Origin of the sequence: Rhodococcus sp. DMU2021 (assembly GCF_019641445.1) — a bacterium.
In the GTDB taxonomy this organism is placed as follows: Bacteria; Actinomycetota; Actinomycetes; order Mycobacteriales; family Mycobacteriaceae; genus Rhodococcus; species Rhodococcus pyridinivorans.
Genome location: NZ_JAIFKB010000012.1, coordinates 1 through 13,795 on the forward strand (window position 1 = coordinate 1; position 13,795 = coordinate 13,795).

14 protein-coding genes, 2 tRNA genes, 1 other RNA gene and 2 pseudogenes are annotated in these 13,795 nt (G+C 66.2%); 4 read left to right on the forward strand and 15 right to left on the reverse strand.

The genetic code is table 11. The annotated features are described in order from the left end of the window. A partial coding sequence (locus K3M35_RS16630; protein WP_220666731.1) for an IS110 family transposase occupies positions 1–187 on the reverse strand: 187 nt, incomplete at its 3' end. 373 nt (positions 188–560) lie between these two features. On the opposite strand from K3M35_RS16630, the gene K3M35_RS16635 reads away from it, so the two are divergent. From K3M35_RS16635 to K3M35_RS16645, 3 genes and pseudogenes are all read left to right on the forward strand, one after another. Continuing rightward, complete coding sequence (locus tag K3M35_RS16635; protein WP_230811593.1) at positions 561–1,247, forward strand: TetR/AcrR family transcriptional regulator; 687 nt, start codon at positions 561–563, stop codon at positions 1,245–1,247. 13 nt (positions 1,248–1,260) lie between these two features. Continuing rightward, positions 1,261–2,118, forward strand: a complete 858-nt coding sequence (locus K3M35_RS16640) for a 3-hydroxyacyl-CoA dehydrogenase (RefSeq protein ID WP_024101447.1) — start codon at positions 1,261–1,263, stop codon at positions 2,116–2,118. A 45-nt stretch (positions 2,119–2,163) separates the two neighbouring features. Then, positions 2,164–2,908 (forward strand): annotated as a pseudogene (locus K3M35_RS16645) (oleate hydratase); the annotation flags it as partial. Positions 2,909–3,206: 298 nt separating this feature from the next. Here the strand turns inward: K3M35_RS16645 and K3M35_RS16650 are convergent. Continuing rightward, the gene (locus K3M35_RS16650; protein ID WP_006247389.1) at positions 3,207–3,518 is read right to left on the reverse strand and encodes a putative quinol monooxygenase; all 312 of its coding nucleotides are present in this window, start codon (positions 3,516–3,518) and stop codon (positions 3,207–3,209) included. Between the two features lie 107 nt (positions 3,519–3,625). Between K3M35_RS16650 and K3M35_RS16655 the strand changes: the two genes are divergently transcribed. Then, entirely contained in the window at positions 3,626–4,567 is a 942-nt protein-coding gene (locus K3M35_RS16655; RefSeq protein WP_039586057.1) for a GlxA family transcriptional regulator, read from the forward strand. Between the two features lie 414 nt (positions 4,568–4,981). Here K3M35_RS16655 and K3M35_RS16660 read toward each other — a convergent pair whose 3' ends face one another. From K3M35_RS16660 to smpB, 13 genes and pseudogenes are all read right to left on the reverse strand, one after another. Continuing rightward, positions 4,982–5,467 (reverse strand): hypothetical protein, encoded by a 486-nt coding sequence (locus K3M35_RS16660; protein WP_033097161.1) that lies wholly within the window; start codon positions 5,465–5,467, stop codon positions 4,982–4,984. 26 nt (positions 5,468–5,493) lie between these two features. Further along, positions 5,494–5,895: a hypothetical protein gene (locus K3M35_RS16665; protein ID WP_006550362.1), complete on the reverse strand. Its 402-nt coding sequence runs from the start codon at positions 5,893–5,895 to the stop codon at positions 5,494–5,496. A 7-nt stretch (positions 5,896–5,902) separates the two neighbouring features. Continuing rightward, positions 5,903–6,268, reverse strand: coding sequence for a hypothetical protein (locus tag K3M35_RS16670; protein ID WP_143543586.1), 366 nt, complete (start codon positions 6,266–6,268; stop codon positions 5,903–5,905). A gap of 208 nt (positions 6,269–6,476) precedes the next feature. Next, positions 6,477–6,617, reverse strand: a pseudogene (locus K3M35_RS26680) (IS256 family transposase); the annotation flags it as partial. 163 nt (positions 6,618–6,780) lie between these two features. After that, a tRNA-Ala gene (locus K3M35_RS16680) sits at positions 6,781–6,853 on the reverse strand. Between the two features lie 73 nt (positions 6,854–6,926). Continuing rightward, positions 6,927–6,999: transfer RNA gene (locus tag K3M35_RS16685), tRNA-Ala, on the reverse strand. A gap of 146 nt (positions 7,000–7,145) precedes the next feature. Continuing rightward, positions 7,146–7,895 carry a DsbA family protein gene (locus K3M35_RS16690; RefSeq protein ID WP_220666732.1) on the reverse strand — a complete coding sequence of 250 codons (750 nt, stop codon included), beginning with the start codon at positions 7,893–7,895 and terminating at the stop codon, positions 7,146–7,148. 41 nt (positions 7,896–7,936) lie between these two features. Then, positions 7,937–8,428, reverse strand: coding sequence for a MauE/DoxX family redox-associated membrane protein (locus K3M35_RS16695; RefSeq protein WP_024101455.1), 492 nt, complete (start codon positions 8,426–8,428; stop codon positions 7,937–7,939). Between the two features lie 26 nt (positions 8,429–8,454). Next, a complete protein-coding gene (locus K3M35_RS16700; RefSeq protein ID WP_033097228.1) occupies positions 8,455–9,672 on the reverse strand; it encodes an MFS transporter in 1,218 nt (405 codons plus the stop codon). 60 nt (positions 9,673–9,732) lie between these two features. Beyond that, positions 9,733–11,361, reverse strand: a complete 1,629-nt coding sequence (gene pgm, locus K3M35_RS16705; RefSeq protein ID WP_217579635.1) for a phosphoglucomutase (alpha-D-glucose-1,6-bisphosphate-dependent) — start codon at positions 11,359–11,361, stop codon at positions 9,733–9,735. A 410-nt stretch (positions 11,362–11,771) separates the two neighbouring features. Beyond that, positions 11,772–12,140: a transfer-messenger RNA gene (ssrA, locus tag K3M35_RS16710) on the reverse strand. Positions 12,141–12,395: 255 nt separating this feature from the next. Continuing rightward, positions 12,396–13,253: an EamA family transporter gene (locus K3M35_RS16715; RefSeq protein WP_220666782.1), complete on the reverse strand. Its 858-nt coding sequence runs from the start codon at positions 13,251–13,253 to the stop codon at positions 12,396–12,398. Further along, positions 13,250–13,726 (reverse strand): SsrA-binding protein SmpB, encoded by a 477-nt coding sequence (gene smpB, locus K3M35_RS16720; RefSeq protein ID WP_024101458.1) that lies wholly within the window; start codon positions 13,724–13,726, stop codon positions 13,250–13,252. The genes K3M35_RS16715 and smpB overlap by 4 nt, the downstream gene beginning before the upstream one ends. Positions 13,727–13,795: the final 69 nt, after the last annotated feature.

Genomic DNA, 13,795 nt, shown 5'->3' on the forward strand with positions numbered 1-13,795 from the left:
CGATGCCTACCTTCACCAGCCCAGGCCAGGACCGCAGGAACCGCAACGCCGCCTGGTAGCCGGCCGCGGTCGCTGGGACCTGTACATCTGCCAGTCGTCGTCCGGTGGCATCGATCGCTGCGACGTGGTGGGTGTCGGCGTGGGTATCGATTCCGCCGTAGACCTCGAGGTGATCCTGATTCACCATGGGACTGCGCCCTTCCATCTTGTCGGGTGCGCAGTCCGGCCGGGCGTCAGTCAGTTCACTATCGGGGATCTCGCCAGACTCCTATCAGGACATGACGGCCCGCCGGGCTGCACTCAAACGAGTGAGCCGAGCCGGTCGACACGTCGCAGACAGGACAGCCACCAACCTGCAGTGGCGTCAGAAGAGCCGTGAGCCAGACCCGCCCACCAGACCCATCCTGCGCCCACCGAGCCGAGACCGTCACGCCCATCAAGGAGTCAGACCAACCGGTCCACGAGATCCATAGTGAAGAGCCACAACACCGGCCACGCCTGTCGCCGATCGCGTGCGTACGCCCTTTGCGGTCCGCAAAAAAATGAGTACGCTCATTAATGTGAGCGAGGTGCAGCAGCTTTCAGAGCGCGGACGGCGCCCGGGCGTTCGGGAGATAGAGTCCCGCCGCGAGCAGAACATGCGGCTCAAGCGGGAGCGAATCTTTCGCGCCGCGTCCGACCTGTTGCGTGCGCGCGGGTTCTCCGCAGTGACGACGCAGGAGGTGTCCGCCGCGGCCGGGGTCGCAGCGGGGACCTTGTTCCGGTACGCAGCGACCAAGAGCGAGTTGCTACTCATGGTCTACAACGAGGCACTCCGGGCATCGATAGATGAGGGCGCCGCGCGTGCGGCGTTGACGCCGGATCCTGCCGCCGCGGTCTTCGCCCGCCTGCACCCGCTCGTCGTCGCTGCCGCACGTGAGCCGGAGAACAGTGCTGCGTACCAGCGGGAGCTGCTGTTCGGCCCTCACGACGCGAAGTTCCGGGCCGAGGGCATGGCGTTGATCTTCGAGCTCGAGGCGTCCCTCTCCGACACGCTACGACGCGCCGCTCCGACCCTCAGCGACGGGGAGGCACGCGTCGCAGGATCCTCGCTGTTCGCCGTAACTCATCTCGCGATCGCTCGGATGACGGCCTCGGACATCCCCGAGGCTGACGCGATCGACGACCTCAGACGTCAGGTCACGCTCATCGTGACCGGCGTGCTGCACACACCCCGGCGGCCGGATCCGCCGCCCGAGAAGGAATGAAGGAAACAGAACAATGAGCAACATCACACACGTGACCGTCCTGGGAACCGGAGTCCTCGGCACCCAGATCGCCTTCCAGACCGCCTACAGCGGCTTCCAGGTCACCGCATATGACATCAGCAGCGACGCCATCGAGGCAGCCAAGAAGCGGTTCGACGCTCTCGTCACCACCTACAAGGACGACGGAGTCGCGGGGGCAGCCGAGGGGAAGGCGGACGAGGCGCTCACCCGCGTCCGGTTCTCCTCCGACCTCGCCGACGCGGTCGCGGACGCGGATCTGGTCATCGAGGCGATCCCCGAGGTACTGTCCATCAAGCAGGACACCTACCGAAGGCTCGGCGAGCTCGCACCGGAGAAGACGATCTTCGCAACGAACTCGTCGACACTTCTGCCCAGCGACCTCAAGGACTCCACCGGACGCCCCGCCAAGTTCCTCGCGCTGCACTTCGCGAACCGGGTCTGGAAGTTCAACACCGCCGAGGTGATGGGCACCGCCGACACCGATCCGGCCGTGTTCGACGAGGTCGTCGCCTTCGCCGGCAACATCGGGATGGTTCCGATCCCCGTGTACAAGGAGAAGTCCGGCTACGTCCTCAACTCGCTACTGGTGCCGTTCCTCAACGCCGGGTACGCACTCGCCGCCGGCGGATACGCCGAGCCGAAGGACATCGACAACGTGTGGCGGATCGGCACGGGAGCGCCGATGGGCCCCTTCCAGATCACCGATGTCATCGGCCTGGCCACCCCGTACAACATCCTCGCCCACGGCGGGGAGGAGGACCAGGCGCTCGCGGCCTGGCTGAAGAGCGAGTACATCGACCACGGCAAGCTGGGCGTCGCCACCGGCGAGGGCTTCTACACCTACAACTGACCCACGACCGCGGCAGAACAGTCCACGAGAGGACGTGCAAGCCAGATGTACTACAGCAGTGGAAACTACGAAGCCTTCGCCCGCCCCCGCAAGCCCGAGGAAGTCGAGAACAAGACCGCCTGGTTCGTCGGCGCCGGGCTCACCTCGATGGCCTCGGCGGTGTTCATGATCCGCGACGGGCAACTCTCCGGCGACAAGATCACAATCCTCGAGCGCCTGGACCTGCCCGGCGGCGCGCTGGACGGTATCAAGAAGCCGGACAAAGGGTTTGTCATCCGCGGCGGGCGCGAGATGGAAGACCACATGGAGTGCCTCTGGGATCTGTTCCGCACCATCCCGTCGCTCGAGGTCGACGGATCCGTCCTCGACGAGTTCTACTGGCTCAACAAAGACGACCCAACTACTCACTCAACCGGGTCACACACCGGCAGGGCGAGGAGTTCGTCACCAACAATGAGTTCGGCCTGAGCGAGAAAGCTACGAATCGCTCGTGCTGCCCATGTACCGCTGGCTCCTGGACCAGGGCGTGAGATTCGAGTTCTCCACCGAGGTCACCGACATCGACTTCGTTTTCGACGGCGACCGTAAACAGGCCACCCGCATCCACTGGACAAAGGGCGGCGTGCTCGGCGGCGTCGACCTCGGTCCCGACGACCTCGTGCTCGCCACGATCGGTTCGCTCACAGAGAACTCCGACGACGGCACCCACCACAATGCGGCCAGACTCGACGAAGGTCCCGCGCGGGCGTGGGACCTGTGGCGGCGCATCGCGGCCAAGCACCCCTCTTTCGCCAACGACCCGTCATCGCTGCGACGCGCAATGCGTCTCCCGTCACGGCAACGGATCGCAACCACGACCCGCCCACGGCGCCTCGCGGGACGGAGGGCAAGTTGACACAGTTGCGCTGCCATGGAACCGCGCTGGCTCTCTCGATGACCACCGGTGAAACAGTGCCGCTCCAGGCTTGCGCCTGGTGTTGCCTGGCCTCCTCGTGATCGGCCCGTCGGGGATCGTCAACGTGGTGCGGGTGTCGAGGCGGTCGGGTCCGACGGCTCGGCGGGGCGCGATCGTCTCGTGTGTTGGCGGACTACGGGAGCTTGGACGCGAGGACGTCGGCCGCCAGGATCTCGGGCGCTGCGCCGAGGAGGTGCTGGTTGGCCATCAGGGCTGCGACGATGGCGCCGTTGGCGTGGGCGTCGCGAGCGGCCTCGTCGGGGAATGCATCGAAGATCCAGAAGGTGTCGGCGTGGGTCCTAGCCGCGAACCAGACAATCGTTCCTACTTCTTCGTTGGCGAGTGCGACAGCGCCGGCGAGCAGATCGGCGAGCGCGTCGTGCTGTCCATCGGCCGCGACGATCTTGGCGACGAATGCATACGGAAGTGATGCTGGTGTGGACATGAGGGGTTCTCCTTGAAGTCGGGGTTCTTCGTGGGGCGAGTTCAGCGTATGACGAGCGAGGGCCGGTGGGGAGTGGCGTATACGACAGTATTGCTATTGTTCGCGCCATGCGTATCGGACTGATCGCGATCGACGGCTGCTTCGGTTCGGCTGTCGCGTCGGTCATCGACATCGTGCGGGTGGCCGACGGAGCCCGCGGCGATGTCGACCCGCGGATCGACCCGATCGAACTCGCCATCCTCGGACCGAAACGGCGAGTGACCACGACGGCATCGATGACCCTGTCGGTAGACCACCCGCTGTCGGAGTCCGGAGAGTTCGACGTGGTCGTCGTCCCTGCGCTTGGAACCCTCACGGCCGCCGCTACCAACGACGCCCTCCAGAGCCGAGATGCACGTTCGGTCATCGCCTCACTCGGGCGCCTCGACGACGCGACCACCCGGATCGCCGCGGCGTGCACCGGCGTGTTCGCCGTCGCCGAGACCGGACGGATGCATCATCGGCGGGCGACGACCAGCTGGTTCCTGGGGCCGGAGTTCCTGAAGCGCTATCCGACCGTCGCCCTCGATCTCGACACCATGGTCGTGGTCGACGGGAACCTCGTCACCGCCGGCGCCGCGTTCGCCCACATCGACCTCGCGCTCTCACTCGTGCGATCGATCAGCCCCGACCTGGCCCAATATGTCGCCAAGCTCCTCATCATCGACGAGCGTCCGTCGCAGGCGGCCTTCGTCGCCTACGAACATCTCCGGCACGAGGACCCGATCGTCGTCGAGTTCGAACGCTTCGTGCGCGCCCGCCTGGACGAACCGTTCAACGTCGCCTTCGTCGCGCAGTCGCTCGGCACCAGCCGGCGCACCCTCGAACGACGAGTCCGTGCGGCGCTCAACCTCACTCCGCTCGGCTTCGTCCAACGGCTTCGCATCGAACGAGCTCGGCACCTCTCAGCAACCACGGACCTCACCTCCGCCGAGATCGCGCTACGGGTCGGCTACGCGAACGCCGAGACTCTGCGCTCCCTCCTGCGCAGGGAGCGACGCCGTTCCTGACCTATCGCCATGCCTGTAGCCGGTGTCCTAGCGCTCGGTTGGAACCACCTCTCAGCACGTCGCGTCGACGCTCCTGCGTCGCCCCTGGACGACCCACTCGACACGCCCGCAGCACAGGCCATGTGACGTGCCCCGGCTTCCGGACGGTCGGGGTTGGGTGGCTGTGATGTCGCTGCGTTCTCGTCGAGGAGGTCAGCAGACCCGATCAGGGTCGATTGGGATGAGCCGCGAAGGCGGTCAGGTCAGGGCGGCCGAAGCCGGCCAGCGGGGTAGCGTCGGACACGTCGAGGTCCTTCGGATGGATGGCGTAGGAACCTCCATCGTCGGGAGACCTCGACGTCTATCTGCGGACCGACGCGCCCGGCCGACCTACACCGTCATCTGGGAAAAGCCTGTAATGGTCGCACGGAATGCTCAGGCTGGGGAGAAGCGGTAGAAGTATTTGGTGACGTAGAGTTCGTCGACGATGGTGGTGACCATCAGGATGAGGTCGGGGCCGTCGGTGAACAGGTTGCTGTTCATGTCGAGGTCGCTGTCGGAGTACTTGCTCACCCAGGTGCCGTCCACGAGTCGCTCCATGCGGAGATATGGCGCCACGCTGCTGACGATGCGTCCGTCCTGGTCCTCGATCGAGTCGGTCAGGACGCCCTGCTCCTTCTCGGCGGAGGTCCAGGGGACCTTGGCGCCGCCTCGCATGGAGAAGTGGACCTCGCCGTCGGAGTCGGTGATCTCGAGCGTTTCGCCTCCGGCGGGGGAGATGGTTTCCGGGGTGTAGAGCGAACGGTCGCGGAAGATGATCGCGTAGCTGCCCGAGCGGTGTCCGGCGTCCTGTTCGGAGAAGCCGGTCAATTCCCACCGGCCGAGCAGCGCTGTCGGGTCAGTCGTCTGGGGAGCGGGCATGCCAAGTCCTCTCAGTGGGGGTCGGGTCAGGGGGCCAGCGCGGCTCGAAGCTCCATGGAGTTGTCATCGTTGAAGCGCCAGGCCTCGGCTTCGTTGCCGAGGTGGTAGGTCACGGTTGCGGACTTCGCCTCGAGGTCGCACTGGATCACCCCTGCGACAGGTTCGCCGGGTTGGTCTTCCCGGTTGTCGAGCCAAGTGTTGTTGACTACCGCTTTTAGAATCCCAAACGTCTTGGGGTGGATGTCGCCGACGTTATCCTCACGCTGAGGCCCATAAGCGGCGGCAAGGAGTTTTATTGTGTTTGACTCGTAAAAGAGGATAAAGGCAGCGTGGTCTGCGGGATATTCGGCGAGAAAATAGCGGTCGTTGGCGAGTTTCTCGACAAGAGCTTCGACTGTTTCGTTATCAACTGTCAATGTGGTTGGCATTGCTGTATCACTTTATCTTTGATCGGCTAAACGTTTGGCCTGCCTCGTTTTTGAATCTCTCGGTTATGGTTTCGGGGAGGCCAAGTGAACTGTATCCAACGGTAACTTCTGATGCCCGAGAGCCATCCGGTGGGTGGCTTAAAACTATCTCACCTCGGACCACCGCCGAGGCTCGATCCTCCAGCCCGAGATCGAGTTCGTGCTGGTTAGCGTTGATTCGTTGCTTAGCAATCTCGATCAATGCCGCAAGCTCGCCGGGCGTGTGGGCCGAGCCGATGTGCGCGATCATCTGGCGCCGACCGCGGATCTTCTCCCAGATCTGCACGCCGATGGCCCCGGAGGCGGTCTTGGACTGCACCACGTACAGATCCACCTCCTCCAAACTCCGCTCGATTAGTGACCCGCGCGCCACATGCTCGAACTCGTGACCTGCAGCGATCCTAACGAATTGGCTAGAAACGACGTCAACTTGTGGAACTCAGGTCTGACACGGGGTGATCCTCGCTGATGCCCTGCACCCGTTTGACGAATTCGTCGCCGGGCTGAACCTCGACTGCGTCGACACTCTCGTCGGCTCGTTCCTCAGCGTCGAGTGCGGTTTCGAGCACGGTCTTCGTCAACTGCCCGAGCAGTCCGTTCGGGCCCATCAGTTAGACGCCTTGTTCCTCGGCCTGGGCCAGTAGTTGCTGCGCCAACTCCAGCTGGTTCATCTCGTCCGCCATGGGCTCCAGTGTTTCCGTCATGGTCGATCCTTCCGCCAAGCTCGCTGCTCGGCGTGTCAGGCCAACCCGGATCACGTCAACACCGACATCCCCGAGCCGGTGACCGCAGAAACGAGCCTGCCCCGCACTCAGGCGGGGCAGGTTTCGATTTGCTCAACTTACGTGGAGCTAAGGGGACTCGAACCCCTGACCCCCACACTGCCAGTGTGGTGCGCTACCAGCTGCGCCATAGCCCCTTGCACGGCCCTGACGGGGACCGCCACCGAAGACTACAGGCGAGAGCGTGAACTCTCGCCTGTAGCGATCTTGTGGAGCTAAGGGGACTCGAACCCCTGACCCCCACACTGCCAGTGTGGTGCGCTACCAGCTGCGCCATAGCCCCGTATTCGGTTGTACCGTTGCGCTCCGGTTGACCCCTTCGCGCTGAAAGAAAACTACACCATCGCGCTCGACGCCAACAAATCGGCTGGTAGACAGCGTGACTGTGGCGGGAGCACGCACCGTGCGCAGCTCCCGCCACCGCTCCGTCTATCCGACGAGTTCGGTCACCCAGTTCTCGTCGCCGAGGGCGTCGATAACGGTCCCCTCGTACACGACAGCCGGCGTGCCGGCCGCTCCGGTCGTCGCGAGCAGACGGCGTCCCGCCTCCGCGTCGGCCGAGGCCTGATCGATCCGGGCGCCGTCGGTGATGCACTGCGCGACGTCCTCGGAGGCACCCGCGTCGCGCGCCATCTGCGCGAGACCCGCGTTGTCGATGTCACCGTCGCCACCCTCGGCCGGTTGGTTGTCGGGCGACAGCAGGGCGTCGTGGAATGCGGAGAACGCGCGGGCATCGCCGCTCTCGGCGACGCACTGCGCCGCCGCCACCGCGCGGGTCGAGTAGTCGCCGCTGCTCGACGCCCGGTCGAGGAAAGCGAGCATCCGGTACCGGATCGCCAATTGGCCGTCGTCGATCGCCTGGGCGAGCTCCTGCGAGTGCTTGTGTTCGAGTTCGGCGCAGTAGGGGCACAGCGGGTCCTCGAACAGGTCGACGGTCCGTGGGGCGTCGGGGCGGCCCAGCAGGATTGCGCCGTCGTCCTCGATCGACACTTCCACCGCGCCGTTCCGCACGGAGCCGTAACCGTCGTTGCGGGGATCGCCGCTGCCCGACGACCACAGGACACCACCGATGACGAGCGCACCGATCACCAGGATCGCGATGCCGCCGAGAATGTAGGTGACCCTGTTCGACGTCGGCTGCGGTGTGTACTTGCCGGATGAGACCTTCTTCGCGCTCACGGATGCTGCCCTCTACTGCTCGTCGGTGGGGAAGGACGATCTCACTCTGCCATCGACGGCTGAGGGGCCGCTGAGAGGGAAGCACATGAACCCGGACCGAGCGCGAACCAGGTGCGCGGCCGGACGACCAGCCATATCGACATCGCCAGGAAGCCGACGTCGCGGGCGATCTCGATCGCGTAGTCGCGGCCGTCGACGCCCTCGACCACACCTCCTCCCCCGAAGCAGCCGCAATCGATCGACAGGCCGCGCGCCCACGCCGAGGCGATCGCGGCGACGAGCGCGACCAGCCCCAAGGCGCTGACGAGCGCTGCGAAGCGCGTCGCGAGACCGACGAGCAGGACCAGGCCCAGGGCCAGTTCGAGAACGGGGAAGGCGGCGGCGAACGGCCGCACCCAGCCGGTGGGCAAAATCTGGTACGCCCGTACCGCCACGACGGTCTGCGTCGGATCCGAGAACTTCACCCAACCGGAGACGAGCCACACTGCCGCCAGACCGTATCGGGCGAGCGTGGAGACGAGACCGACCCACATGCCGGCGACAATACCGGGCGGTCGTCTCACCGCGCCGTGTCGTCGGTCACCTGTGTCGCCTGCTCGACGACCCGGGGGCGTCCGACGACGAACCACGGCAGCGTCGCCGCTAGCATGATCACACCCGTGACCGCGAAGGCCGTCGAGTAGGACAACCGGTCCGCGAGGAAGCCTGCGGCGACCGGACCGATCACCGCGCCGACATCGGCGACCATCTGGAAGGTCGCGAGCACCGGCCCGCCCCGGGCCTTGCTGCCCACGACGTCGGCGACGGCGGCCTGCTGCGAGGGATTCGACAGCCCGGACCCCATACCCGCCACGAACGAGGTGATGAGGAACCAGACGACGCTCTCGGTGAATCCCATGGCGATCGTGCTGACCCCGCACACCACCAGACCGGCCAGGACGAAGGGGCGCCGCCCGAACCGGTCGGACAGCTTGCCCGACTTGATGAGGACGAGTGCGTTGCCCACCGCGAAGGCGGTCAGCGCGACACCCGCGAACGCCTCACCCTCGTCGAGCGCCTCGACGACGAACAGAGGCACCATCGCCACGCGGACCCCGAACACCACCCAGCCGTTGGCGAAGTTCGATCCCAGCGCCGCGCGGTAGACCGGCGAGCGCAGCGCGTCGCGCAGGCGCATGACGGGCACGCCGTCCCCACTGTCGGGACGGGCGAGTTCCGACGAGCGCAGGCTGATCCCCACGACCGAGGCCGCGACGAGCAGCGCCACGGCGTAGATGAGAAAGGGTGCGCGCAGCCCCAGTCCGATAAGGGCACCGCCGAAGAGCGGGCCGAGGATGTTGCCCATGAGGAAGCTGGTCGCGTACAGGCCGGACACACGCCCGCGGGCGTCCGGGGGCGCGATCCGCACGAGCAGACCGAGCGCCGACACCGTGAACATCGTCGACCCGATGCCGCCGAGGGCCCGGAAGACGAGCAGCTGCCAGTAGCTCGCCGCGAATGCGCACGCGCCCGTCGACAGGGCGACGATGAGCAGGCCCGTGATGTAGACGGGCCGCTCCCCCAACTTCTGCACCAGCGACCCGCTCGCGGGTGCGAAGAGCAGTCGCATCGCCGCGAACGACGACACGACGACCGTCGCCGCCGTCACACCGACGTCGAAGCTTCGCGCGAATTGGGGCAGCGCGGGAGCGACGAGACCGAAGCCGAGCGCGATCACGAAACTCGCGACGACCAGAACCCAGATTTCCCGCGGCAAAGCCGCATCACGTGTCCGCATGATGCCCACGATGTTAGCGAGGCGCACGACCTCGCCCGGTCGCGCGGTGGGCGAGCGGGCTCAGGACAGGACGGACGAGACGAGTTCGCGTGCCGCCTGCTGGACCTCGGCGAGATGGTCGGGGCCGCGGAACGATTCGGCGTAGATCTTGTAGACGTCCTCGGTGCCGGACGGGCGGGCGGCGAACCACGCGTTCTCGGTGGTGACCTTCAGGCCACCGATCGCGGCACCGTTGCCGGGTGCCGCAGTGAGCGTCGCGGTGATCGGTTCGCCGGCGAGCTCGGTGGCGCCGACCTGCTCGGACGACAGTTTCGACAGCACCGCCTTCTGCTCGCGCGTCGCCGGGGCGTCCACGCGCGCGTAAGCGGGGTCGCCGTACCGATCGACGAGTTCGGCATAGTAGCGGGACGGGCTCTTCTCCGTCACCGCGGTGATCTCCGCCGCGAGCAGGGCGAGGACGATGCCGTCCTTGTCGGTGGTCCACACCGAGCCGTCGCGCCGGAGGAAGGACGCACCGGCGCTCTCCTCCCCGCCGAAGCCCAGCGAACCGTCGCTCAGCCCGGAAACGAACCATTTGAAGCCCACCGGCACCTCGAGCAGGTCGCGGCCGAGGCCGGCGGCGACCCGGTCGATCATCGACGAACTCACGAGCGTCTTGCCCACCTTGCTCGACTCCGCCCAACCGGGGCGATTGCGGAACAGGTAGTCGATCGCGACGGCGAGATAGTGGTTCGGATTGAGCAGACCGGCGTCGGGGGTGACGATGCCGTGCCGGTCGGCGTCGGCGTCGTTGCCGGTCGCGAGGTCGTAGGCCTCGCGGTTGCCGATCAGCGATGCCATGGCGTTCGGCGACGAGCAGTCCATGCGGATCTTCCCGTCGGTGTCGAGCGTCATGAACCGCCAGGTGGCGTCGACGAGCGGATTGACGACGGTGAGGTCAAGGGCGTGCCGTTCGGCGATCTCGCCCCAGTAGTCGACGCTCGCACCGCCCATCGGGTCGGCGCCGATCCGTACCCCGGCAGCACGGACGACGTCGAGATCGACGATGTTCGGCAGATCGTCGATGTAAGCGGCGAGGAAGTCGTGTCGTCCGGCGGACGCGAGCGCCGACGAGAGCGGCACCCGCTTCACCCCGTCGAGTCCGGCGGCGAGCAGTTCGTTGGCGCGAGCGGCGATGACCGACGTCGCGTCGCTGTCGGCCGGACCACCCGACGGGGGGTTGTACTTGAAGCCACCGTCGCGCGGAGGATTGTGCGAGGGGGTGACGACGATCCCGTCGGCGCGGGCACCGGAGCCGGAATTGTGCTGCAGGATCGCGTGACTGACGGCCGGAGTCGGGGTGTAGCGGTCGCGGGAGTCGACGACCACTTCGACGCCGTTCGCGACGAGCACTTCGAGCGCGCTCGCCCAGGCCGGTTCGGACAGGGCGTGCGTGTCGCGGCCGAAGAACAGCGGGCCCGAAGTGCCCTGCTGGGCGCGGTATTCGACGATGGCCTGGGTGGTCGCGAGGATGTGGGCTTCGTTGAACGCACCGTCGAGGCTCGAGCCGCGATGACCGGACGTGCCGAAAGCCACCTGCTGCGAGGCGTTCTCGGGATCCGGTTGCACGGTGTAGTAGGCGGTGACAAGGTGTGCGAGATCTTCGAGATCCGCCGCGGTGGCCGGCTGTCCCGCTCGTTCGTGCGCCATGTGCTCTCCTCGTCGATGGTGGTGTTCTCATCTTGCCGCCGATCCGCGGCACGCGCGGGATGAGTACCCCGATCCGCGCGTCGGTACGGATACTGACGAAAAGGTCATCACGGCCATGGGACCAAAGTTTCTGACCCGAAAGTAGTATTGGCGTTCACAATTAGGTGGGCTAACTTCAGTGAACGAAATGAAGACGATGCCGGGGAGGACATTTTTTCGTTTCGCTCTCGCTGTTTCGGCGCCGTCTCCGACGTCTCCGGGACCGACAGCGACCGTGCCCGTCGTCGAGAACACTCACCCTCTGAGTCTCGACGGCGGGCACTGCCGTTTCCCGAGGCTGCCGATCAGGCTCACCCGGACAACAAGAAACCCGGGTAGGTGATCGATGGTCGATCACCTACCCGGGTCGATGGTGGAGCTGCCGGGAATCGAACCCGGGTCCTCCGCCGCCTCGCGAGGGCTTCTCCGTGTGCAGTTCGCTATGTCTCTACTCGGATCTCCCGTTCTCGCGAACAAGACGAGATGACGATCCCAGTCGCTGTTTGTTGTCCCGCACGTCTCCGCGACCGAGCCGTACGGTAGAGCTCTCTAGTCGATGCCAGGATCCGGGTCGAGAGCAAACCCGGGCTGACAGAGACGCGCTCGCTTAGGCAGCGAGGGCGTACTCGCGCTGAGTGGACTCGGCGCTTAATTGGTTGCAGCGACGCTTACGGTGGTCTCTTGCCTGCACCGACACGCTTCCCCTTGCTCAACGTACGCAGTCGAAACCGTTCAGCCCCGTACGCGCCTGCGACCTTCGCAGGACTACCTACTGTAACGACCCGAAGGCCCGATGTCATTCCCACTCTCGAAAACGATTCGTTGCCGGGTCATGAGCCTACTCACACCGCCGCTCACCGGCAACGGAACCGGGTCGGGGTGACCCGAGTCCGGCGTCGCCGGGTGTCACCCGTAGCGCTCCGTCCGGTGACGCGCTTTCCACGATGCCGGGTCCAGCGCCTCCAGGATTCGTGTTCTTCCCACCCCACCCCGGATCAGCCGGGCAGGCTGACGAGTGCGACGGCCAGTCCGGCTGCGAGCAGGCCGAGCAGTTTCACCCGGCTCACGTGCTCTCCGAGCACGATGACGGCGAGTAGCACCGTCACCGCCGGATACAGCGCCGCGATCACGCTCACCAGCGACAGCAGGCCGTGCTGGTAGGCGAACAGCAGTGCACCGTTCGCGATCACGTCGATCACGCCGATCCCGATCAGGATCGGCAGGAGCGACCGGATCGGCCACACCACGGTGCGCCACGAGAAGGCGATCACCAGCCAGACCACGAGGGTGGCGGTCGCGCGGGAGGCGGCGAGCGGCCACAGGCCGGTGCCGGTGCCGACCTGACCGAGGCCGATGAACGACAACGCGAAGGCGATGCCCGATCCGACCGTCCACCACGCGATCCTCGACGTGAAGCGCGGGTGTCCGACACCGGTGACGGTTTCGTCGGATTCGCGGCTGACCAGCCCCACCGCGATCACCGCGACGACGATGCCGAGATAGGCGAGCAGACCGGGCCGGTCCCCCGTCGCGATCCCGAACAGCACGGGGATTCCGGCCACGACGACAGCGGTGACCGGTGAGACGACCGACATCGGCCCGTTCGCCAGTGCGAGGTAGAACCACCAGACGGCGATGCCGCCGGCCACGCCCGCTGCGGCACCCCACGCGAGGGACGCCGCGGTGAGGTCGCCGCCGACGATCGACGCGGCGATCAGGGACACGACGAGCGAAGCCGGGTAGGTGACGGCGACGACGCCGAGTGCGCTCGCGCGACGGGAGGCGGCACCCCCGGCGAAATCGCTGAGGCCGTACCCGACCGCCGCGAGAAGCGCGAGCGCGACCGCGATCAGCGGCTCATGCCCTTCACTCGCCGGCCGAGCTCGCGGGTCACCTCACGTTCGGCGGTCCGGCGGGCGAGATCCTGACGCTTGTCGTAGTCCTGCTTGCCCTTGGCGAGCGCGAGCTCGACCTTGACCTTGCCGTCGGAGAAGTACATCGACAGCGGCACGAGAGTCTGGTTGCCCTCCCGGGTCTTGCCGACGAGCGCGTCGATCTCGCGACGGTGCAGCAGCAGCTTGCGGGTGCGGCGCGGAGCGTGGTTGGTCCACGTGCCGTGCCCGTATTCCGGAATGTGCAGACCCCGCAACCACACCTCGCCGTCGTCGACGGTCGCGAATGCGTCCACCAGGGAGGCCTTTCCCTCCCGCAGGCTCTTGACCTCGGTACCGACGAGGGCGATGCCCGCCTCGTAGGTGTCGAGGATGGTGTAGTTGTGGCGCGCCTTCCGGTTGGTCGCGATGACCTTCCGGCCCTTTTCCTTCACGTGCAGGCCTTTCCGGTCCACGATCGATCGAACAGAACACCGTCCAGCATAGGAACCTCGCACGACACC

Excerpts from the sequence above, each read along its gene's own strand:
- K3M35_RS16640 (WP_024101447.1), top strand. The coding sequence starts at position 1,261 with ATGAGCAACATCACACACGTGACCGTCCTGGGAACCGGAGTCCTCGGC.
- K3M35_RS16650 (WP_006247389.1), bottom strand. The coding sequence starts at position 3,518 with ATGTCCACACCAGCATCACTTCCGTATGCATTCGTCGCCAAGATCGTC.
- K3M35_RS16655 (WP_039586057.1), top strand. The coding sequence starts at position 3,626 with ATGCGTATCGGACTGATCGCGATCGACGGCTGCTTCGGTTCGGCTGTC.
- K3M35_RS16660 (WP_033097161.1), bottom strand. The coding sequence starts at position 5,467 with ATGCCCGCTCCCCAGACGACTGACCCGACAGCGCTGCTCGGCCGGTGG.
- K3M35_RS16665 (WP_006550362.1), bottom strand. The coding sequence starts at position 5,895 with ATGCCAACCACATTGACAGTTGATAACGAAACAGTCGAAGCTCTTGTC.
- K3M35_RS16695 (WP_024101455.1), bottom strand. The coding sequence starts at position 8,428 with ATGTGGGTCGGTCTCGTCTCCACGCTCGCCCGATACGGTCTGGCGGCA.
- K3M35_RS16700 (WP_033097228.1), bottom strand. The coding sequence starts at position 9,672 with ATGCGGACACGTGATGCGGCTTTGCCGCGGGAAATCTGGGTTCTGGTC.
- pgm (WP_217579635.1), bottom strand. The coding sequence starts at position 11,361 with ATGGCGCACGAACGAGCGGGACAGCCGGCCACCGCGGCGGATCTCGAA.